Raw genomic sequence first — 20698 nt, forward strand, 5'->3', positions numbered from 1 at the left:
CGTCGAGAGCCTGGTGATGGTGACATAGCCCTGTAGACCGAGGTTCTCATCACCCTTCGGGTCGGTCGTATCCGTTTCCTGAAGATCGAAATCGCCCTCTGCCAAGCCACGGCACTCCAAGGTCGCCAGAAAGTCTCTGTGTTCATCCGGTTCGATCAGCCGCATATCCGGCCCCCTCGTGTTCAGCGGAGATGTCGCGCGGCTCGATGTCACGGGGCCGACGGCACGCGTTCGAGCGTTGAAATCATACACACCCAACTCATGCGGAATACCTTACGATCCCCCACATACGGCGCCACCGGGAAGCAAGCGTCATCGCCTGCGGTTTTATCGTCTGGGTCCTTTCATGCTTTCCGACTCCATGGCTGCATTCCGCTCCTCGCTCGCCTCGACAGGGTCCATCGCTTCGTCAACCGACGCCGTTGCGCGCTCGGCGGCCGCTTTAGTTTCGTCCTCCGGGGAGTCGACATCGCTGTTGCCGTCACCCGGGGGTAGCAGCATGTCCTTGAGCATCGCGCTCAGCTCCGGCGTGTCCCATGGCAGGCCACGCCTGGTTCGGACCTTTATGTAGTGTTTCACTTCCGCGTCCTGCTCCGCGGTTAACGGCAGCCCCTGGAAGGTACTTTGGGGGTCAGAGTTTGTCATCGCTGTCTCCTCCTGCTATAGCGTCTTCAGTGTAGTCCCCTTGCGACCATGAGAGTCGTGATCGAAGCGCTCATTCGTCGAATCAAATGCCGTGCGTCGCTGCGGCAGGCAACAGCTGGCCATCAGCAGTCGTTGGCTGCCTACGTCACCATGACATTCGATCGGCCGATTCCGTCAGTCAAAGGACATTCCGTCCGTTCATGACCGACCGATCACGTAGGAATACGAATTGATATGACCATACACTCAGACGATATTGGAGAGAAGCTGACCAGCGACGGCCCATGGCTGTAACTGACCGACGCGGTTCACGGGATGCATCGGCGATGCGGGCAATGACATGGCTCGCGTAGGCCTTAACCGATCCATATGTGCGTAGTATGTTGACGTCAACGGAACAGGACACCAGGTCGACCCGCTACTGGCCGGCTTCGGCTTGTGGCTGCGGGCACGCCAGAGAGCGAACATCGAGCGTGCGAAGGAGTAGGGGCGGACGCCACCGATCGCCTATGCTGGAAGCTCACGAGGAGCCGACTATGACGCCACATGACGTGATGATGATCTTCGAGCGGATGAACGCAGAGGGAAAGGCGGCCGCCGATCTGGACCATGCTTGTGCCGGATTCGCTGGCTGGTTGGCGGAGGCATGGAGTCGATTGAATGAGGATGAGATCGCAGTTCTGACGTCGATCGGCGCCTCGCTGTATCGCGAGGGGTATGCGAGGCGGTACTAGGCAGGCTCGGGGGCCAGCGTGAAGATATGGGCGGGGCGGACCGAAAGGGCGTATAAAGTCCGAATGACTATCCGCTCCGTTACCGCCGAGTCGGTCCTGGGCCTGTTCCGGCTCATTGCCGGGAGGGAGGAGCGCCGGACTTCCGGCGAGTCAGCAAGGATGGCGGCGCTCCTGGCTCTTGCCGAGCAGCTTGCACGCAACCATCGGGCAATGACAGAAGATGGTTGGGATGCAGCCGTCCGTGTTGGCGGCCTGTTGTTGCAAGCGGAAATGATCAACAACGACGCTGACACGGTGGCGCTTGAGCTGCTAAGCCGGCTGCGGCAGCGGAAATGAAAAGCGCGTTCGAGCGTATAGCGAGTCGCCCCCTGTGGAGTGGCCAACATGTCGACACACCTGCTTCTTCTCTACAAGGGGTACGAACTTCATCCCCTCGTCTTCGCCCGTACATTCAGTCGCTTTGACGGACATTCCCGTTACGCCGAAGGGTATGACATCGCGGTACGGATATGCCGCCCGGGCGCGATAGCAACCTCCGCCGCGAGCCGTATTTTCAGGCTGGACCAATCGCATGCATACTCCGACTTTGGTATAGCAAGGCGTGCCGCCCAGCGGCAGGGAAAGGACATCATCGACGGAAAGGTGAGTGGAGCTTCGGTCATCGACATGCAGTTCGGTCAAACGCAGCGGTCGGCCACGACGACGCGAGAAGCTGAACGCACGCATTCTTCCTCACCGGTATCGCCACCATGCAAAGTGATCGCAATGCGATTCCGTACTACCTTGTCTTACGGACTGACTGTCCACCGTATGTTCTGAACGCTGACCGCCACGTGCTGCGCCGCGAGGCAAGCCCTCTCCTGCGAGCGTTCGCGAGAGCCCGCGGCGCGCCGACCTCGATCGCGGACGACGCATGGAGCGACTTTTCCGGCTCGGAATCCATTTCGCTCCTTGAGCGCACGGAGATGCGGGCCTATGCACTGGTTTGCGGGGCCGAAAGCGAACATCAACTCCGGTTACTTGCTGCTCTCTGACTGCACCAACCTGCGCATTCCTTGCGGACGGCGAGCTCAGCGGCCTATTCGAAACGAGGTCTGTTTGCGAAGGCATTCAGTCCGAAAAATCGTCGATGGCGGCGTGACTGGAGGTACGCACATCTTCGATCGATCAACCCGGGTGGGCATGGTTATGGCAGCCTCATGCCGAGCGGTAAATCAACCGCTATAGTCACGCCCCTCGTGAACACCTGTCGAGAAGTATCGATCACTTCCTGGATCTGCGTGATCTGCGCCACAATCTCGCGCCGTTCTACAGCCCGATGGGTTGGCCATCGGCTGATCCGGAGCTCATGACCCGCAGGTTGCGTTGTGGGCTACTGCTTCGGGATCCGGTCCGAGCGTCGTCCATGCGTCGTAGCGCAGCAGGCTTTTGGGTGGCCGCTCGACATTTGGAAGCAGCCTTTAGGCGCATCACCACTTGATTGACCGAAACGGCTCTAGCAGCCACTGCACGGCAACGTACCGACTTCCCCTTCCCACTCGCCCATCCTGTACTCAACACCCGTGCATCTGACCGCGATATCTGACCGCGATCCTGTTCGAGCGATCCGACTCGATGCGGCCCCTCGCCACGCGAGCACACCTCACTTCGGAGGATCTATGAAATATTATCCAAGCACATTACCCGATCGACACGACCAGGTGACCCGACAAAAGGACCACGACGATCTGGCCCGAGCCGATATCGAACGGGCCGAAAAGCGTACCCGCGACTATGCCAGCATCGATTCCAATGCGAGCAAGTGGCGCTATTCCGATTCCGACCGTCAGGTGAAGTAGTGGTGCAGCGTTGCTCCCGATACCGCCAGAGGATGGCGCTCGCCCCTCGCGTTGTTGCGCGCCGATCCCGCATGACGCGTCGCGGACGTTCCGGGATCAGGTATACCGCCGCAGGCGTATCGAAATATCGGCGATCGCGGTGACATCGCTTTGCTCCGCGTAGCGGCACCAATTTTGCAACTGGACCAGCAATTGTTCGCGCGATGCATGTGACCACGCCCATAGCTCGAGCAAAGCCTCATACCTCTCCACGTACACGCGTATTCGCCGGCTGGCATTGCGGCTCGTCAGCGCCTGCTGGTCGGGCTTGTCCCGATAGCCCCAGGCCTGGCGCAGCCACCGTTTCATACCAAGCACGAACGCGCGCTTGTCGTCGCGGCTCATGTCCTTGATGCGGCGCAGCTCCCACCGGCAGGCGCGCTCGAACATGCGCGCATAGGCGGCCATGACTTCATGTCGGTTGCGGATGATCGCTTGCAGCGTCGCGTCGTCGACCACGGCCTTGTTCGAGAGCAGGCGCGGCTTCGTTGCTACCCGCCGAATGGTCGCCAATCTCAATGCTGCCAGCAGGCGAATGTACAGCCAGCCGATGTCGAACTCGAACCATCGGTTCGACAGCCTGGCGGACGTCACGTACGCGTGGTGATTGTTATGCAACTCTTCTCCGCCGATCAGGATGCCCAGCGGGAAGAGGTTGGTGCTCGCATCGGACGTGGCGATATTCCGATAACCGCCGAAGTGGCCGCCACCATTGACCACGCCGCCGGCCCAGAACGGAATCCACATCATCTGGATCGCCCACGCCGACACGCCGGGCAGCCCGGACAGCCCGACGTCGATCACGGCCAGCAGCCCGACGCCGAGACTCGGATAGCGAGCATAGACGTGGGGTTCGAGCCAGTCGTCCGGCGTGCCCACCCAATACCCGGATCCGAACCTACCTGCATGAGATCGGATCCCTGGAGATCGTTCTCTAGCGTACCGACACACCCACCCCTGGGAACGACAATGATCGACGTCACATAGGAATCCGGAGTTGATCGTGGAATACCCCATCTTTATCACCCGACAGGAAGGCCCAGGCTATCGCGGATGGCTGCCGGATTTTCCCGGCGCGCACGTGGAGGGCCACACATACAGCGAGTTGGCAAACACCGCAAACGACCGGGTCAATGAACTGTATGACCAATGTGCGCGCCTAATTCCGTCCCCGACAACGGACATGGCGGCATTGCATGCGTCGTGCATCGACGACGGCGAGGGAATCTGGAGGTTCATTGATATCGCCCGGCCGACGTCGTGTTCGGTGCTGGTCTTGCTATGCCTCCCCAAGCAGCTCGTCGAAAAGATCGATGCAGTGGCGAAATCGCGCCATATGAGCCGCGAAGCGGTGGTGGCCGAGTGTACGGAAGGAATTGGCCACCCAGCGTTGCGGTCCTCCTGCCACGAACTTGTCTTGGCGTAGCTGCCGAACGCGACTCAGCGAATTCATCTGCCCGGGTTGCGTCGCTTCACCGATGCGGGAAAGTGATGCATGCGCCGTTTGTCGTCACAAGCGACGCGCCAAAGTAAAAAGCCGGCGCTTGGCCGGCTTCGAGTTCCGCCTTGCTGGGGCGGCTCCACGTTCTGTTTGAGAGCGAGGAATTTTGCTACACATGCGCTATAGGTTCGGCAGAAAACCCATGCCCAGACGTTTCCTTGCATCGGAAATACGTTGCTTGGGTGTAACGGCTTTCCACGAATGGGCATGGCTTCTCTGCCGCTCCGGGTGAACCACGGGCATTCCATCGTCGGTCGCGCGTGCCTCCGCCTGTTCTTGTTGCTCGTCCTTCACATTTTTTTCCCATTTCGGGTAATCGTTCATCAACATGCTCCCTCCACAACCCCAGTTTCGTCATTGATTGGCTCGCGCCGCCAGAGTCGAGATAAAACTGCGCAAGCGATACGGATCGCGACGGCCCACTTCGATCACGGCGTTTCCATCTCGATGAAGTCTGCGGCCGATCTGCAGTCTGTGCGTCATGTGTCAGCCTGCTCGTGCGAGCGTCTGAAGTCGGTACGCTGCCGTACGGGCGGGATGGCATGGATGCGGGTCTGGCATCAGCGCCGTTTCTCAAGGCGCTTCAAATCAGGGAGCAGGCGGTCGAATTCTCGCCTGACCACGCCGTAGCATTCGCACACGCGCTTCTCAAGCCCGGAGCGATCCAATACCTCGATGTGCCCATAGTTGTACCGGATCAACCCGGCATCCTGAAGTTTCAGCGCAGCTTCCGTCACGCCCGACCGGCGGACACCGAGCATGTTGGCGATCAGTTCCTGCGTCATTTTCAGTTCGCTCGATGGCAGGCGATCGAGGCTGAGCAGGAGCCACCGACAGAGCTGCTGATCGATCGAGTGATGTCGATTGCATACGGCTGTTTGCGCCATCTGTGTGATGAGCGCCTGGGTGTAGCGTAGCAACAGCCGCTGCATCGAACCGCCTCGACGGAACTCGTCTTTCAGGATGCGCGCATCGAGTCGGTAAGCGTGTCCCGCGCTTTGGACGATCGCGCGGCTCGGGGTTGTTTCGCCCCCCATGAATAGCGCGATGCCGATCAACCCATCGTTGCCGACGATGGCAATTTCGGCTGAGGAACCGTCTTCCATCACGTACAACAGCGACACGATGGACGTCGTCGGAAAATAGACGTGACTGAGCGCACCACCCGACTCGTACAGCACCTTTCCCAACGGCATGTCGACCAGAACGAGCTGCGGCGAAATATGCGCCAGATCTTCTACCGGTAATGCTGCCAGCAGATGATTTTCGATCATGGATGGCTGACCCGACATATGTCACTCCTCCAGTGGCTGCAGCCTCTACCCAAGACGCCCCAACGACACGAAGCGTCATCGGCTTGAGACTCGAACTCGCGAAGCAGACCTTGAGCGAGAATCCTGGCGTCTTCGAGCGCGAGACCGTACTGCTCTCGATGTGATATCGTCCAGAATGACTTTCTGCGTGTATTCGATCATCCTAGCACTCCGGGTGAAATCGAACGGATGCGGTCGACTCCGGACAGGTCGACGGGAAGCTGGCAAGGACGATCCGGCGACATCGGACCAATATGCCCCGTCGATTACTACTACACGCGATGCTCGGGCAGCGTGCGATCCTTGCGGATATTCCCCCGCCAGGATCGATGCCTGGGCTTTCGCGTCAAGGCTGATTCTCGTACGGCGGAAATGCCGACAGGCGTGGATCGTCCACCGCGCCACCGACGGTGAAGTGATACAGGGATTGCCAGGCATGATCCTTCGCGCCGAGCAATGTGTGCATTTCATCATCGAAAAAACAGCCGATCCCCGTCGCGCGTACTCCGGCGGCTTCTGCTTCGAGATAGAGCGCCTGGCCAAGCATGCCGCATTCCCAGAACAGATGGCGATAACGCCATGGTTGCTTCAACGCGATTTCGAATCTCGCGATCATCCCAAGCGCAAAGCAGGAATCAGCACCGATATCCTGGTGGCAGCAAATCAACTTTGCCGCCGCGCGCAAATCGTAAGGCAGCAGAAAATAGAGCGGCAGATGGTCCGGCCCGATCTTTTGCCACAGCCATTCCGGACGCAGAGACCGCTTGAGATCCGGCAGTGCGCCCGGCGTTCTCACGAGCATATAGAGGCCCGGCTCCAGGCCGTCGACGCGGTGCACCAATAGCGCCGCATGCACTGCGGCCGGAGACATCAGCGCATTCCACGGCGGCGTGTCGGGATGTGTCAGCAGGCACGCCAGCATGCTGAAAAGAGCCGCGTCGCTGATGCGCGTCGTGCCATCGAAATTCACGGCGCTGCGACGCTGTCTGGCGATTCGGGCGAAGCTGAGATCGAGGGCTGACGTCGCCGGCGCTGCACACTGCTCCGGGTTCGGCGAGGGTGATTCGCGAGTATGGGTCTTGTGTGTGGCGCGATGAATCGAATCGATGTCCAGCCACGTCACATGTCCCGAACTCAGTTGATTGGCGCGTCCGTGCCACTGTGCCCTGTCCAGAGCGATCAGCATGCGCTCGAGATCGGGCCGCGTGTCAGGGTTGCCGATCCAGAGCAAAAGATCCGGCGCCTCCGTTTCGGCATCCTTGAAATCTTCGCGGCGATCCACTCCAAGTAAGCCGGCCACTGCATCATCCGCAGCCGACTCCATCAACCGCGTCTGCCAGCCGAGCGCCGCGGCTGCGTAACTCATCGCAGCGATGACATGACCGCAATCCTGCTGGCAGTAGCGCCAGGCGCGCATGCCGTATTTCCACACCTCGCGCCAATGGATCGAGCTTATGCCGACCAGGACACCACTTTCCGAAAACGCCTCGGTCCATTGTGGCTCGTCCACCGCAGCGCGATGTTCAAGCGCATGATCCCGGCTCAGGTAGTGGTAGACGCCTGCGGACAAGCCGGGCAGAGCCGGACATAGAAGATAGCCCTCGGTCGGATGCAGATTTCCACTCGAAGGGTTGCAGCGCAGTGCCCACCGCTGGGCGCCATAGGATTTCCACGCCGACAGGCCGAGTGAGAGTTCGAACAGGATTGCCAGATGGGACAGATCGAATCCCTGCGCGGGCGGCAAGGTGCCGCAGCGTAACGCGTTGTAGCGCGTGGCCAGGGTGTCCGCGGCTAACGGCAGAGCAACGCGCGGTGCGCCGTGAAATACCCGAAACGGATCCGGCTGGGTTGTCCAGTCGAGCCCCCCAGGGCCAGGAGCGTAGAAGTTGAGACGGTGCTTGCTGCGTTCGTGATAATCAAGCAGCGCATGCTTTGACCGATCCATGCCCCCTCTCACCCCGGAATACCCGCACACGCGGCTAGCGCAGGTCAGAATGAAGGCGCACGTGGAGTGCGGGCGCAAACGAGGGCCACTCTCACGAGATCGTGTACCAGTTCTGGGAACCACCCTTGTAAAGGTCTCTGGCAAGTCCCAGAATCCGGTCGCGATTACGGTCGAAGGCCGCAAGCAAGGCGAGCTCGCCAGAACCCATGTGGGAGTTCAGTTTCGCCAGCATCGCATCGTCGACCAGAAAGGTAATCTCGCGAGAATTGTCGTAGCCCCAAAAGCATACACAGTGTCTGGAAGCGTCGTAGGTGCGACTGGGATTGGGAAAGTTGAGTGTCACGGCGCTATTCCCCATCTAACCCTCCTGACAGATATAACGCCACTTGCTCGCGTTGACATTGATGCGAGCGTCATTTTCGCGCCGCTTCTCGGCACGCTCGCTGTCCGCGCGCTTCAGTGCCGACGCGCGCGCCTTTTTCACGTCAGCGTAATCGCTGTGCCTGGCGGGCGTGGCTGGCTTCAGTTCGGTTTGCTTAGGCATGCCGGTTCCCAAAAAGAGAATTTCAAATTTCAGGACCGTCGCGGTGACTGAATTTCGTCGTCGCCCGCCCTATACGAGGACCGGACGACGACCCGCGGGCTTGCCGCCGACGGCATCTCTCGCGCACGGAACTGCCGGACCGAACCTCAGAGGGAGGCTCGGTTGACGCGCGAAGTTCGCAGCTTCGACGTTCGCGCGCAGGATCGTCGTGGTGAGCTTTCTGCTTGGCTGTGCGGACAGGGGGAAGCGTAAGGAGTCGGAGCAAAACCATCGGTCACGCACATCGAACCTCACGAGAATGCGCCCTATACCACGGCCACGCAAGCGCTATCTCGCGTCGAGGCCATGATCGCCACGATCCCCCCAAGCAACACTACCGTCATCAACTTGCGCGTGACGGCCGCCAGCCAGCGCTTTTTCTCAGTTCCATCCCACGAACAGGCGACGCGCAGTGCGCGCGGCGGCCTGTTCAGCGGGGCGGGCTGTTGATTTCCACCGAGTCTTAACCCACCGGGGATGCGGTCGTTTTCTTGGACTGATTTAGGTCGTTAACCCGAAGCTTTCACGGTACTCGATGGGGCTGAGATAGCCAAGAGATCGAGTCAACAGCTGACGATTTCTTCTCGTTAGCATGCTGCTGTTGCCCGAGTGCTCACCCCATAAGAGGACGGTTACTATCAGACCCGCTCACGAAGGTACTGGATGCACTTTAGTCGTAGACCCAACCGATTCGTGAGCGCACCTCGCGAGTGGGTTGCCGCATCATCTGCCACACTGGGACGTTGTTCGGAGGGCGCGGTGCTATCTACGCCGTGGACAGACTTCGCTATTTGAAGAGCAGCGTGACCTATCCAGACACGATCGCGCCACTCGCATTTCGCTCGATGGACGACTAGCCATGCCTGAAGTGATTCAACGAGCTGAGGGGGTGACAGCCACTGACGAGTTTTCCTTTGGGTGACGAGTTGCAGCCCAACAAGAAAACAGAGCAAATCAACATACCTGGTCGCGACGCGCATGGTTGGTCTTCTGGCTTTCAATGTTTGTGAACGCGTCGGTGTGTGCTCATCCTTGGATACTGAGCGCCTTCTCTAATGCGGCAATCAATTTGAATGCGTCATCCCGGCCGATCAGAAAACCCCGGCTGGTATACTCGCACCCGAATGCATAGAAGCTCGGCAACAGAGTCACCATGTCTTTCTGCTGATTGAAATCAACTTCGCATTTAGTCAGCGGGAAAAACGGAGGCACCTCGATCGACATGTTGTACACGATGCTCTCCTAGTACATTTTTCGGGGTGGCAACATGCGCTTCGCACGCAAGCGCTGCCTAGCAACGGCGCTGGCTTTTTTTCGCTTGCGTTCTGTCGTTGGCTTTTCATAGCCAGTGCGACTGCGCAACTCGCGGATCAGCCCTGTTTTCTCGATGCCACGTCGAAATCGCCGCAGCGCGACATCGATCGGTTCGTTGAGCTTTAGAGTAATTGTCGTCATGTAGATCCTGTTTCGAAAGGTTCAAATGGACACCTAGCCGAGCTGTGTCATGACGGCGCTTGCTATCTCGTCGGATTCGAATTCCGAATATCCGGCTCCGATCGACAGTGCACGATAGCCATGAACATTTGCAACTCATGTGGATGGCACATCGCTGAATCGGCGATTCTGGCGGGCACGACGGTGTCGATCCAGGTGACCTCATGTCGTCTGATCAAGCCGAGCAGTTCGTCGATGATCATTTCGCTATCCAAAAGACAGGGGATTTGTGTTGCGCTGACGAGTCGCCTCAGCGCGCACTGGAAAAGAACCCCTGTTTGCCGCGATTGTCGTCGATGATGTTCTCAGCATAGAGCACAGAGGCACGACGGGCGTCGCCGGCGCTGTCAAATGGCGATGTGTCGCGCAATCTGAAAGTCTGGCTCTGCGTCAGCGTATCGGTGGTCCCGCGAAGGCAAATCTTGACTGCCGCGTCGAACCCTGCGTCGTAGTTATGCGGGCAGCCATTCGGCGCCGTCACGTGAGGGTAAATCAGTGGATAAATCTCGAATCCACGGTAGACGTGCATGCTCATGACAAACTCCTGGCGTTCGGCCACGACGAGTCGCATGGGCGAACACATCCAGCCGGTATCCACGTTGCAGAGCAGGCTGGTTGGTGAAGGGGACTACGTTGCAGCGCGAAGGAGGGGCGATGCAGCAAGAGGGCGGATGGAGGGGCGAAAGGTCAGAGGACTGATGGTCCCCCTGATGGACCCATCATACGCGCATCGTTTGATGCACGTCCAAATTATTTCGGGTTTTGAGCAAGAACGCATCGGCATACGGTGCGACAAGCGCGCGGTATCGGCTTGCGAGCGTCAGGAGGTGACGTTGTCACGTGTCCATTCGATGACGACCGTGATCAAGCTAGCGTCGAACGAATCGCTTTCCCGTCGAAGCGATCGGCGCCCGGTCGTCTCTGTGCCGGAAATTGATGCGGCCTTTGGTCAGATCGTAGACGGACAACTCCAGCCTTACGTGATCCCCCGCGAGGATTCTGATACGGTACCTGCACATGCGTCCCGATGCGTATGCTGCGAACCGCAATGGCGGGCACTGATGATCGTCAATTCGTGGACATGACAAGTTGGCGCCGGCGCAACACTATCGTTGTGGATGCTTCATTTCTTCGGATTCCATCGCGGCAAGTCGTTCTTCGCTTGCGGAAACGGATTCCATGGCTTCGTCGATCGAAGCTAATGCATACTCGCAGCCAGTTTGGTTTCTTCAACCGTAGGCTCTGGCTCCTCATCGTCGCTGGGTGGAGGGGAAAGCATATCTCCGAGCATCATCGCCAGTTCGGGGGTGTCCCATTGTTCCCCCCTTTGTTCCTTCTTCTTTATATAGTGGCGGATTTCTGCGTCTTGCTCTGGCGAGAGTGGAAGGTGTCGAAACGTGTTGCTTGGTGTGGCGTCAATCATGATGTTGCTCCAAAGGTTTGATTCGACTCGCTCAAACTGCCTCCGGGATTGAGAGAGCCAAGGAAAATGTTGAGGATGAGAGAACAGGTTCCTATTTTCAGCTGTGCGAATCGTGCATTCGTTCGAGGCGCCCCAAAAGCTCATCCACTTGGAGTTCGATGACCTTGTTTCGCTGCGATTGCGTGCGGAGTTTGTTGAGCTTGACTTTCCAATACGCTGGATCGCTTACGGGCGATCTCTTGATGAAGGCATGTTGTGCTTGCTCAAGTAGTCCGATCGCTCGCCTGATATGGACCAATTCGCGTTCCACTTCGCAGTACCAGCTCATATTTTCCGCCTGTTGGTTATGATTTGTATCTTGGCTTGTTGCCTTTCGAGAACACTCGAGTTCACTCAAAGGCAGCGTCGGAGCCGATGCCGAGCTGTGCGGCTGCTGCACGACGGGTACGGTGAGGGGGGAATGTGGTGCGCAAGTAGGGGCGCGACACAGACTGCAGCGGAGGGCGAGCGATCAATCGGCAAACGTGGCTCGGATGAGGCCATCATACGCGCATCTCCGGTCGAGCAACTCTCTTATTTCGGCAGCGACGAAGAACACTTATTGTTGAATGATTGGTGTGACGTTGGCGGGTCCGTCGGCACGTCGATGGCTGGTGGCACATACGGCCGGGAAAAGTTGCTTTGCGCGTCCGAGCTCATCAATGCTTCCGAGGCTAAGGCGTTGGCAGGTTAGCCAGTGCTTGATGATGTTGATGGCCGTTGAACTTTCCCGCTTGCCATCGCACCCCAGTTGCGTTTGTAGCTGTGACCTGCTCCCCACGTTTAGTACCTTGACGGTGTAGAGTCCGTTCCAGAGAGGAACGGCAATGAAAAAGCGATTCACCGAAGAACAAATCATCGGCATCTTGAAGGAAGCTGAGGCTGGCCTGAAGCCGGCGGAGCTGTGCCGCAAGTACGGCATCTCTGAAGCGACCTACTACAACTGGAAAGCGAAGTTCGGCGGGATGACGGTCTCCGAAGCGCAGCGCCTGAAGGAACTGGAGCAGGAGAACAACAAGCTCAAGCGCCTGTTGGCCGAATCGATGCTCGACAACGCCGCGCTCAAGGACCTGCTGGCTCGAAAGTAGCAAGCCCGCAGGCCAAGCGCGAAGCGGTCCGAATATTGATGACCGAACGTGCCATGGGTGTTACCCGAGCCTGCGGGCTGGTAGGGATTTCGCGCTCGCTGTTCCACTACGAATCACGCCGCCGAGTTGAGGACGAAGCGCTGACTAGCCGGATGATGGCCATCGCCGCGCAGAAGCGCCGCTACGGCTATCGCCGGATTCACGTGCTGTTGCAGCGGGATGGCTGCTTCGCCAACCACAAGCGCATTTGGCGCCTGTACAGCAAGGCGGGACTGAGTGTGCGCAAGCGGCGACGACGTGGAACCAGCGCTTGCCGAGATCGATTCCTAACGTGACCGAGTTCATGGCAGCCTCCATGGGTGGTAGCGCCACTACGATAGAAGAAGCGGGTGGACCATACCATTAGTTTCTGACGGGCTGGCTGTTGATGTCCGCGCAGAACTGACCCACTGGGGATGCGGCTATTTTCTTGGACTGAATTACGTTGTTAGGCCTAGGCTTTCACGGTACTCGATGGGGCTGAGATAGCCAAGGGAGCCCTTGATCCGTTTCTCGTTGTACCAGCGAACGTAGGCGTTCAGTACCTCAACGAACTCCGCGATGGTCGTCGAACGCCAGTCTCCTGGATAGAACATCTCAGTCTTTAGCCTGCCGAAGAATCCCTCACAGGCCGCGTTGTCCGGTGAACAGGCTTTACGCGACATGGAGCGGATCAGCTTAGCCTTTGCAACCCGCGATAGCCAGCCAGGCCAACGGTAGTGGCCACCCCGATCGGAATGCACGATCGGCGTCTCGTCGTCCTCGGTCACGGTCTCGATAGCCGCATCTAACATGGAATTCACGAGCTCAACCCAAATCGCTCAATTCACGTTGAAATGCACGCGCACGTCCTGTTGGCTCTCGACAGGACGCCCGTTTTCCATCGCAGGAAAAAAGCGCCATCGGCGCAGGGTCTCGAGCAGGATTTGGTTGAGTCGAGGATTCTGCGTCGGTTTGACAAGATCGATGTCGAACGTGCCGTCTGCGTGGACAAGAAAGCGCGCGACCGCCATCGTCTGATATCCCTGCTCGCGCAAATCGTCGGGTAGTTCGGGCAGCGGCTGCGAAAGCAAACGTGCCTGCGCATTACCTGCCGAGGTTGAATGAGTCGTGGCGGCTTCCGCTTTCGTCGCAGAGGCAGACCGCGCATCGTCGAGTGTCGCATGCGCGGTTCGTGTCTCTGTTGACGCAAGCGGTTGTTGCGTCGGCAGCGCGTCGTGCGATGAAGCCGGATCGAACCGCTTCACGGCGGCAGCAGGCCGAACCGGCGCGAGCGGCTGCGCTGGCCGCAGCGGCACGGGCTTCGATACGGTGTGTTCCATTGGTGCCGCTTTCGATTCCGCATGCGTCGTGGGTGGCGCACTTGGCGGCAGTTCAACCACTTGCATCTGAATTGAATCCGGGGCGGGCGGAGCTGGTTCGTCGCCGGAGAAAAGCCGCGTCGAACTCACAAGAAACGCGCCCCAGATCACGGTGGCGAGCGCGATCGTTCCCGCGAACCGACGCCCGTAACGATCGGGCGGCGAACCTGATTCGAGCGCGTTCCTAGTCACGATGAACCGCGATGAGAAAATGCTCGGCCCCGGCCCGCCGGGCTTCAAGCATGACCTGCACGACGACGCCATGCGTTGCGCCGTCGTCCGCCGCGATCACAATGTCGTGATTCCGGCCGAGCAGATGTGCGACGGTACCGTTCACGCGGTCGAGCGTCACTGGTTGCTGATTGACGAAGATCTGGTTCGTCCGGCTTATCGCCAGCGTCAGTGGCCGATCCGCCTGCAGCTGCTGCGCGTGTCCACGCGGCAGATTGATCCCGACCGCGTCGAGACGCTGCATCGCGAGCGAGGTCAGCATGAATGTCGCGAGCAGGAAAAACATCACGTCGATCATTGGAATGATCTCAATACGGCCGCGCTTCGATGTGCGCGAACGGCGCAGTTTCATGACGCCGCTGCCGCTTGTTCGCGCGCCAGCCGCATTTCGGCGAGCCGTTCGTTCGCGAACGATTCGAGATCGTCCATCAACCTGTCGACGCGTCGCGAAAAATAGTTGAATGCGAACAGCGATACGAGCGCGATGACGAGGCCGATCGCAGTCGCGACGAGCGCTTGTGCGATGCCGCCTGACACTCCGGCGGGACTCACGAGCCCGTCGCCGCCAATCAGCCGGAACGAGCGCATCATCCCGACGATCGTGCCGAGCAGGCCGAGCAGCGGTGCGGCCGTGACGATCGTTTCGAGCAGCCAGAGGCCGCGGCTCATGTCACGCTCGACCTGCTGCGCGGCGGCATCGAGCTTCGCTTCGACGTGCCAGAGCGGCGTCGTACCTTGATCGAAGATCGCGGCGAGTCGACGTGTCACGTGCCGCTCCGGCAGGGCGCGAGCAGTGCTGCCGCGCCCGCTCGTGAAGCGCCAGAACACGTATGCACGGTCGAGCGTGATCGCAAGTGCGATGATCGCGAGCGCACTGAGCGGATAAACGACCCAGCCGCCGATGCGCAACGCATCCGTGAAACCTGCCCATTCATTCATCGTGTGTTACCTCGTGTGATCTGGAACTCAGAAGTGCTTGGTCAGGCCGGCGTAGATCGCGCGCCGCGGTCCGAATTGCGGTGCGCCGACGCCGATGCCCGAGCCGTCCCGCAGTTCATAGACGCGGCCGAACGTATTGACGAGCGAGACGCGCGCGTCGAATTTGCCGACGATCGGTTCTTCGAAGTGCTGGAGCACGCCGAGATTGACCTGTGCGTACCATGGCAGGCGATCGGTATTCGCGAAGCCGCTCCGCAGGCCGCTTCCAACGATGCCGTCGGCGCTGAAGGTCGTCTTGCCGAGCGTATACGCACCGCCGAACGACGCCGTGATGCGCTGATCGTGATCGAGATACACCCAATTGTTCGCGATGTAAGCGAGCTCGTCGGGACCGAAGTTGAATTGCGCGGACTCGATGTTCTTGCCCTGTGCGCGGCTATACGCGACGTTCATATACGCGGAAACGTTGCCCTGCTTGTAGCTCGACGTGAATTCGAGACCGTATACGCGACCGTACTGGTAGTTGAACGGCGTGAAGATCAGTGCGGTGCCGAACTGGCCTTCGTCGAGCAGATCGGACACCTTCTTGTAGTACGCGTCGAGCCCGACCGTGAGCGCGGGTGTGAGCCGCTGCGTGATGCCGACGTCGAAATAGTGGCTGCGCTCGGGTTTCACCGGATAGTTCTGCGCGCTCGGGCTCTGGTTCGTCGTGCCATTGAAGGTGCCGATCGTCGAATCGGACACGAGTTCGAACGCCGGAGGCGTGAAATAACGCGCGTAGCCGGCGTGCAGCGTCGTCGATTCCGTTGGCTGATAGACAAGGCCGATACGCGGACTCAACTGCCCGGCCTGCACGTATTCGTTCATGCGATCGACACGCAGGCCGTAGTTCAGCGTCAGCTTTGGCGTGATCTTCCATTCGTCCTGCGCGTAGAGGCTATATAGATAGCCCGACTTGTCGTTCGAATCCGAAATCGTGGTCGGCTGATCCGACATCTGATTGCCGTTGGCGTCGACAGGAAATACTGCGACGTTGTTGTTGAAGACCGCGTGCTCGCGCTCGAACATCAGGCCGGCACGCAGTGTATGGCTGTCGTTCAGTCGATAGGTGAAGTCTGCCTGGACACCGTTCGCGCGGTTGCTGTGGAAGTCGTCGGACGCGACGCCGTTGAAGATCAGATCGCCGACCGGATCGGGATTGAATTTCGTGCGTGTGTAGCGCGTGAAGAGCGCAACCTGGTAGTCGAGCGCACCGCCGTTCGTGCCTTGCAAGGCGAGCACGGCGAAGTTGTTCAGTTCCGCCTGCGTCTCGTTGAGCGCGGCCGAGTCGAATGTCGAATTGCCGTTGAGTGTGAACGCGGGCGCGATGCCGGGGGTATTCGGGATCTCGAAGCGATTGCTCGTTGCGCCGAACATCAGGCTCGCGCGCGTGAATGGATTCAGCAGATACGACAGGTAGCCGAACGCGTTGCCTTGCCGCGTGTGGTCGTGCAGCGGATTTCCGTTCGACGTCGGCGCCTCGATGCCGAGATTGTTTTCGCCGAGCGTGCCGGAAAAGTAATAGCTGAACGGGCCGTTCGAACCGAATACGTCGGCGCTCGTCTGGATCGTCTGATGACTGCCGCCGTAGACGTCGATCGTGCCGCCGTTGCCGGTGTCGCCGGATTTCGTGCGAATGTCGACGACGCCGGCCGTCCGGTAGCCGTATTGCGCGGGCAGCGCGCCGGTGACGAGGTTCACCTGGTCGATGATCCGCGAGTCGAGCGACTGGCCGAAGCCGCTGATCGGCTCGGGAATGATGATGCCGTTCAACCGGTATTGCAGATTCGCGTGATCGCCACGCACATGCAGTTGCCCGAACGAATCGTAGGCAACGCCCGGCGCTTGCAGCAGCACCTGATTGAGCGGCGTGTTCTCGCCTTGAGGCAGTGTCTCGATGTCGGCCCGCGAGAACCGGTAGACGCTGGCGCCGACTTCCGGCAGCAGCCCGTTGCGCGCGCGATCGAGCCGTTTCGCGTTCACCGTCACGTCCAGCGTGCCAGCGTCCTTGCCGAGCGTCACGTCGACCGGGGCGGGCGCCTTGCCTTGTGCGACCGCCGAGATGCTCGTGCCAGTCGCGTATCCGGGCGCGTCGACGACTGCCGCATAGGTGCCGGGCGCGACATTGTCGAACCGGAAGTGGCCGTCGGCGCCGGACTGCGCGTGCGCGACTGCGTGGCCGTCAGCATCCTGGAGCGTGATCCGGGCGTGTGCGAGCGCGTGACCTTGCGTATCGGCGACGGTGCCGGCAAGGGTCGCGCCGGCATCGGCGGCGAAAGCTTCAGCCTGGAGGAATGCGGCGAACGCCAGGGTGGCGGCCTGAGACAGTAGCAGGCGGTTGATTTTCATTGTGCGTATCGGGGTGGGGGGCGCTTTTTCCCGCGAGAGCACGCTGAAAGGCACATCGAAATAAATGGATACGTTATAACATATCATTTCCGAGGTGCCATTTCCCGTCTACGGGAAGCTTCTTGCCGGCATGAGCGAACAGGACGCGCGCGTCACGCCATAATCGAGATGATATAACATTGCATTTGGTGCGCACAATGCCCCTGTTTGTTACAGGTTGGTGAGTTTCGCTCGACGCAGCCATGCCGACTGGCCCTCATGGTCGGCCGGGAGTATTGTTAGGGGGCGTGCCACGCGTTCCGGTTTCGGTTCCGGATGGCGCAGATCTGCGCCAGGCAGGTTCCCACCGTCGAAGCCTCTTTCGATGGGGCATCGACAGGTGGTCATCGAGTGTTCCCGTGCGGACAAAGGAGACAAGCATGAACCCATGCAACGAACCTCATCATGCTCACCATGACCATCAGCATGGCCCGGGCTGCGGACACACCGCAATCAAGCACGGCGACCACGTAGACTATCTGCACGATGGCCATTTACATCATCCGCATGGCGATCATGTCGACGAACACAAGGTCGAGGTCAGTGCAAACAATCCGGACCAGTGCACGCCGGGTTGCGGCGGCCATGAACCGGGCCACGTCCACGGCCCCGGCTGCGGGCACGAGCAGGTACCGCATGGCGATCACGTCGACTACCTGGTCAACGGCCGTCTTCACCACCCGCATGACGATCATTGCGACGACCACGGTCCGGTGGAACTCGCCTGAGCAGTATCGAAGCGCGGCGGGGAATCGGATTCCCTGCTGCCTTCTCGGACGCCCACACGTGCATCAGGCGTGCCGATATCGCCAAGGCTGAAGGCGCGCTTTCCGTGCCCCCTGTTTGGCAGCGAGCTGCCATTCATTGAAGGAATATGCGTCCGGATCGTGCTGGACCTGGCAGTGGCTTATCGACGAACCGTGATTGCGTTACGACAGTGATGCTGAGTTCGTGTCATTGCTCGCCCCCGAAACATGGAGGCCCGATTTCGTGCAGGCATGAGTAGCGGGCGCGACCGCCAAATGGCGTGACTGGTCCTGGACACAAGCTAAGGAGCCAGCGCCGAACCAGGGCAGTCGTCGATCCGCAGCAGCCGCCCGGCGTTGGCGATCACGATGAACGTGCCGACGTTGTGCAGGATCGCGGCCCACACCGCGCCGAGCACGCCGGTCGCGGCCAGCGCGATCACCGCGAGCGTCCACGCGAGGCCGATCGCCGCATTGATCGTCGCCGTGCGACGGCATTGGCGACCGAGGCGGATGCAGGTCGGAATTCTCTTCAGGTCGTCGCCCAGCAGAACGACGTCGGCCGACGCGATCGCGATGTCGACGCCGCGCTCGCCCATTGCGATGCTGGTCGAGCCGGCCTTGATCGCCAGCACGTCGTTCAGCCCGTCGCCGACCACGAGCGGATGGCGACCGGCGCCGATCTCGCGCATCACGTAATCGAGCTTGTCGTGCGGCAATATGGTACCCATGCGAGGTCTACTGATTGAACCAGGAAAGGTTCGAAACCGTAGACCAAAGCAAAGTTGTAACCGCTTGCGAAGCAAAATTCCTACTGCTCGCGTCGAGCCCATCCAAAAGCGTCGCGAATCTCCGTCGTCAACAACCTGCACTACGGTGCTGCTCGGGCGCTTGCGTTGTTCCTATCGTCCGAAATTCACATGTTTGCCGCATCAAAGCGTGTTGGCGTTTAAGGTCACTAACGTTTCAACGTTGAAACATCGCCCCTGGCTGGATGCAAATTTTTCCCCGGCCACGCCGCGATGCGCACAGTGCGTCCGGTCTGACTTGCAGCATGTCCGAATCCTGTCAAATGGCTTCCTTGTCATCTCATCCCACGCGTGCGTTGCATATACGGCGTACGGGCCGTCGTCGTTGTCGCCGATCTCGATCAGCCACCAGCCTGGCTCCGGATCGGGATTCCAGAGCGAGACACCTTCGCCGCGTTCCCAATACGCCACGACGGCCGGATGATCTGCCGGCTCGGATTCGAGGTAGTAGATCGACGTCTTGATGCCGGCCTGCGCCTCGAGCGCGGCCCACTGTTCCTTCGTGCAGTGCTCGGCGCTGTCCCTCGTGACCGTCCAGAAGTGGAGCAAATCGGGGTGGATGAAATAGCCGTCTTGGTCACGCACGACGGGGATTTTTTGCAGCATCGGTGTGGTGATCATGTGTGGTGCTCAGGACGTCGGAAGGTTGTATTGCATTCGTGCTAGGCTCGGACTCACATAGCGGAGGTCGTCATGCAGCGAACTATCCAGTACCGCGGCTTTGAAATTGATGTCGAACTGACTTCATCTGCTCCGGACATGTACGACGTCACGTTCCAGATAAAGGGTCACGACAATCTCGGTATCCTTGGTGCGCGTGGACATCGGATAAAGCTTCGAAACGGCCCATTTACCCGACGCTGGGCATACCTCGTGGCCGAGATCGCAGGGCAGGCGGCGATTGACGTTCTGCTCGGACCAGCTGATTGAATTCCTATTTCTTTCATCAGTAGATAGAGATGTCCCAGCAGATCGGGCCGTAAAGTTGTCGATGAGCATTTCGCAGCCGAGGGTCAGCGGCAAGGTCACCGGATCACGCAGCATCGTCATCGTCGATCAGTAATACAGCCCCAATTGCGGGTGCTCGGCTGCACTGAGTAGCCGAGCATCCGCCGTTGAAGCCGGGAAGAAAAAAAGAAGGGCGCCGAACAGGCCACCCGCAAGAAGAAACCGCGCATCCGAGGCAACGGAATTTGCGCGGCTTGAGGGTAGTGGGGGAGTCAGTAATCTCCGCGACCGGGATACGACGTATCGATGTCGTCGACGTCGCAATCAATGACCAGCTTCGTACCGGCTGCGTAGAGTTGGAACAGCTTCCGTTCGAAACCGTAAATCGGCCCGATGAAGAGCGCATTCTTCGGGGCGATCTCGTTGATCCTGACGCTGTACACGCGCCCGTCCATCGTGTCGATTCGCCACGGGCACCGATACCGGTCGATTCCGGCTTCCTTGTCGAGCCCGATACACGACCTGCATGCCGTGCGACCCAACGCGGTGACGGAGG

General features: G+C 59.6%; 23 protein-coding genes and 10 pseudogenes. 11 read left to right on the forward strand and 22 right to left on the reverse strand.

What is annotated here, in order from left to right:
• A pseudogene (locus JYJ84_RS37710) lies at positions 1-165 on the reverse strand (transcriptional regulator); the annotation flags it as partial.
• Between the two features lie 162 nt (positions 166-327).
• Complete coding sequence (locus JYJ84_RS10365; protein WP_009907033.1) at positions 328-645, reverse strand: hypothetical protein; 318 nt, start codon at positions 643-645, stop codon at positions 328-330.
• A 421-nt stretch (positions 646-1066) separates the two neighbouring features.
• Here JYJ84_RS10365 and JYJ84_RS37715 point away from each other — a divergent pair.
• The 7 genes and pseudogenes from JYJ84_RS37715 to JYJ84_RS10385 all read left to right on the forward strand — a co-directional run.
• Positions 1067-1129 (forward strand): annotated as a pseudogene (locus tag JYJ84_RS37715) (DUF159 family protein); the annotation flags it as partial.
• A 52-nt stretch (positions 1130-1181) separates the two neighbouring features.
• On the forward strand, positions 1182-1379 hold the full coding sequence (locus JYJ84_RS10370) for a hypothetical protein (RefSeq protein ID WP_012339007.1): 198 nt from the start codon (positions 1182-1184) through the stop codon (positions 1377-1379).
• A 63-nt stretch (positions 1380-1442) separates the two neighbouring features.
• The gene (locus JYJ84_RS10375; RefSeq protein WP_175220826.1) at positions 1443-1715 is read left to right on the forward strand and encodes a hypothetical protein; all 273 of its coding nucleotides are present in this window, start codon (positions 1443-1445) and stop codon (positions 1713-1715) included.
• A 48-nt stretch (positions 1716-1763) separates the two neighbouring features.
• Positions 1764-2048, forward strand: a pseudogene (locus JYJ84_RS10380) (hypothetical protein); the annotation flags it as partial.
• A gap of 80 nt (positions 2049-2128) precedes the next feature.
• On the forward strand, positions 2129-2413 hold the full coding sequence (locus tag JYJ84_RS38350) for a hypothetical protein (protein ID WP_012339009.1): 285 nt from the start codon (positions 2129-2131) through the stop codon (positions 2411-2413).
• Between the two features lie 179 nt (positions 2414-2592).
• A pseudogene (locus tag JYJ84_RS37720) lies at positions 2593-2815 on the forward strand (IS5/IS1182 family transposase); the annotation flags it as partial.
• A gap of 222 nt (positions 2816-3037) precedes the next feature.
• A complete protein-coding gene (locus tag JYJ84_RS10385; protein ID WP_175220828.1) occupies positions 3038-3217 on the forward strand; it encodes a hypothetical protein in 180 nt (59 codons plus the stop codon).
• A gap of 96 nt (positions 3218-3313) precedes the next feature.
• On the opposite strand, the gene JYJ84_RS10390 is transcribed toward JYJ84_RS10385, so the two are convergent.
• On the reverse strand, positions 3314-4282 hold the full coding sequence (locus JYJ84_RS10390) for a fatty acid desaturase (RefSeq protein WP_307872097.1): 969 nt from the start codon (positions 4280-4282) through the stop codon (positions 3314-3316).
• Here JYJ84_RS10390 and JYJ84_RS10395 point away from each other — a divergent pair.
• Positions 4260-4682, forward strand: coding sequence for a type II toxin-antitoxin system HicB family antitoxin (locus JYJ84_RS10395; protein ID WP_132021448.1), 423 nt, complete (start codon positions 4260-4262; stop codon positions 4680-4682). The two genes, JYJ84_RS10390 and JYJ84_RS10395, sit on opposite strands and share 23 nt — an antisense overlap.
• 195 nt (positions 4683-4877) lie before the next feature.
• On the opposite strand, the gene JYJ84_RS10400 is transcribed toward JYJ84_RS10395, so the two are convergent.
• From JYJ84_RS10400 to JYJ84_RS10450, 11 genes and pseudogenes are all read right to left on the reverse strand, one after another.
• Entirely contained in the window at positions 4878-5087 is a 210-nt protein-coding gene (locus tag JYJ84_RS10400; protein WP_226217510.1) for a hypothetical protein, read from the reverse strand.
• Between the two features lie 230 nt (positions 5088-5317).
• Entirely contained in the window at positions 5318-6049 is a 732-nt protein-coding gene (locus JYJ84_RS10405) for a Crp/Fnr family transcriptional regulator (protein WP_006480091.1), read from the reverse strand.
• A 367-nt stretch (positions 6050-6416) separates the two neighbouring features.
• Entirely contained in the window at positions 6417-8015 is a 1599-nt protein-coding gene (locus tag JYJ84_RS10410; protein WP_175220832.1) for a SagB/ThcOx family dehydrogenase, read from the reverse strand.
• Between the two features lie 91 nt (positions 8016-8106).
• Complete coding sequence (locus tag JYJ84_RS10415) at positions 8107-8373, reverse strand: DUF1488 domain-containing protein (RefSeq protein ID WP_009907020.1); 267 nt, start codon at positions 8371-8373, stop codon at positions 8107-8109.
• Positions 8374-8559: a hypothetical protein gene (locus tag JYJ84_RS10420; RefSeq protein ID WP_034175064.1), complete on the reverse strand. Its 186-nt coding sequence runs from the start codon at positions 8557-8559 to the stop codon at positions 8374-8376.
• Between the two features lie 1065 nt (positions 8560-9624).
• Entirely contained in the window at positions 9625-9822 is a 198-nt protein-coding gene (locus JYJ84_RS10425) for a hypothetical protein (RefSeq protein ID WP_262390476.1), read from the reverse strand.
• Between the two features lie 18 nt (positions 9823-9840).
• Positions 9841-10053, reverse strand: coding sequence for a 30S ribosomal protein S21 (gene rpsU, locus JYJ84_RS10430; RefSeq protein ID WP_009906956.1), 213 nt, complete (start codon positions 10051-10053; stop codon positions 9841-9843).
• A gap of 33 nt (positions 10054-10086) precedes the next feature.
• Positions 10087-10295, reverse strand: a pseudogene (locus tag JYJ84_RS10435) (hypothetical protein).
• Positions 10296-10342: 47 nt separating this feature from the next.
• Complete coding sequence (locus JYJ84_RS10440) at positions 10343-10627, reverse strand: hypothetical protein (protein ID WP_132021450.1); 285 nt, start codon at positions 10625-10627, stop codon at positions 10343-10345.
• 334 nt (positions 10628-10961) lie between these two features.
• A pseudogene (locus JYJ84_RS10445) lies at positions 10962-11129 on the reverse strand (translation initiation factor IF-1); the annotation flags it as partial.
• Between the two features lie 69 nt (positions 11130-11198).
• Positions 11199-11515: pseudogene (locus tag JYJ84_RS10450) on the reverse strand (hypothetical protein).
• An 866-nt stretch (positions 11516-12381) separates the two neighbouring features.
• On the opposite strand from JYJ84_RS10450, the pseudogene JYJ84_RS37725 reads away from it, so the two are divergent.
• A pseudogene (locus tag JYJ84_RS37725) lies at positions 12382-12941 on the forward strand (transposase); the annotation flags it as partial.
• Positions 12942-13121: 180 nt separating this feature from the next.
• Here JYJ84_RS37725 and JYJ84_RS10465 read toward each other — a convergent pair.
• From JYJ84_RS10465 to JYJ84_RS10485, 5 genes and pseudogenes are all read right to left on the reverse strand, one after another.
• Positions 13122-13490 (reverse strand): annotated as a pseudogene (locus JYJ84_RS10465) (transposase); the annotation flags it as partial.
• Between the two features lie 12 nt (positions 13491-13502).
• Positions 13503-14234: an energy transducer TonB gene (locus JYJ84_RS10470; RefSeq protein ID WP_236027377.1), complete on the reverse strand. Its 732-nt coding sequence runs from the start codon at positions 14232-14234 to the stop codon at positions 13503-13505.
• Positions 14227-14625, reverse strand: a complete 399-nt coding sequence (locus JYJ84_RS10475) for a biopolymer transporter ExbD (RefSeq protein WP_175220839.1) — start codon at positions 14623-14625, stop codon at positions 14227-14229. The genes JYJ84_RS10470 and JYJ84_RS10475 overlap by 8 nt, the downstream gene beginning before the upstream one ends.
• Positions 14622-15212 (reverse strand): MotA/TolQ/ExbB proton channel family protein, encoded by a 591-nt coding sequence (locus tag JYJ84_RS10480; RefSeq protein ID WP_175220841.1) that lies wholly within the window; start codon positions 15210-15212, stop codon positions 14622-14624. The genes JYJ84_RS10475 and JYJ84_RS10480 overlap by 4 nt, the downstream gene beginning before the upstream one ends.
• Before the next feature lie 27 nt (positions 15213-15239).
• The gene (locus tag JYJ84_RS10485) at positions 15240-17600 is read right to left on the reverse strand and encodes a TonB-dependent receptor (protein ID WP_175220843.1); all 2361 of its coding nucleotides are present in this window, start codon (positions 17598-17600) and stop codon (positions 15240-15242) included.
• Positions 17601-18019: 419 nt separating this feature from the next.
• On the opposite strand from JYJ84_RS10485, the gene JYJ84_RS10490 reads away from it, so the two are divergent.
• Positions 18020-18367, forward strand: coding sequence for a hypothetical protein (locus JYJ84_RS10490; protein WP_175220844.1), 348 nt, complete (start codon positions 18020-18022; stop codon positions 18365-18367).
• 320 nt (positions 18368-18687) lie between these two features.
• Here JYJ84_RS10490 and JYJ84_RS10495 read toward each other — a convergent pair whose 3' ends face one another.
• Together JYJ84_RS10495 and JYJ84_RS10500 are read right to left on the reverse strand one after the other, a co-directional pair.
• Entirely contained in the window at positions 18688-19116 is a 429-nt protein-coding gene (locus tag JYJ84_RS10495) for a hypothetical protein (protein WP_236027374.1), read from the reverse strand.
• 201 nt (positions 19117-19317) lie between these two features.
• Positions 19318-19815, reverse strand: coding sequence for a hypothetical protein (locus JYJ84_RS10500; protein ID WP_236027373.1), 498 nt, complete (start codon positions 19813-19815; stop codon positions 19318-19320).
• A 72-nt stretch (positions 19816-19887) separates the two neighbouring features.
• Between JYJ84_RS10500 and JYJ84_RS10505 the strand changes: the two genes are divergently transcribed.
• Positions 19888-20124 carry a hypothetical protein gene (locus JYJ84_RS10505; protein WP_175220846.1) on the forward strand — a complete coding sequence of 79 codons (237 nt, stop codon included), beginning with the start codon at positions 19888-19890 and terminating at the stop codon, positions 20122-20124.
• Between the two features lie 290 nt (positions 20125-20414).
• Here JYJ84_RS10505 and JYJ84_RS10510 read toward each other — a convergent pair.
• Positions 20415-20698 (reverse strand): annotated as a pseudogene (locus JYJ84_RS10510) (hypothetical protein); the annotation flags it as partial.

Source organism: Burkholderia sp. LMG 13014, from assembly GCF_905232215.1.
Classification (GTDB): Bacteria; Pseudomonadota; Gammaproteobacteria; order Burkholderiales; family Burkholderiaceae; genus Burkholderia.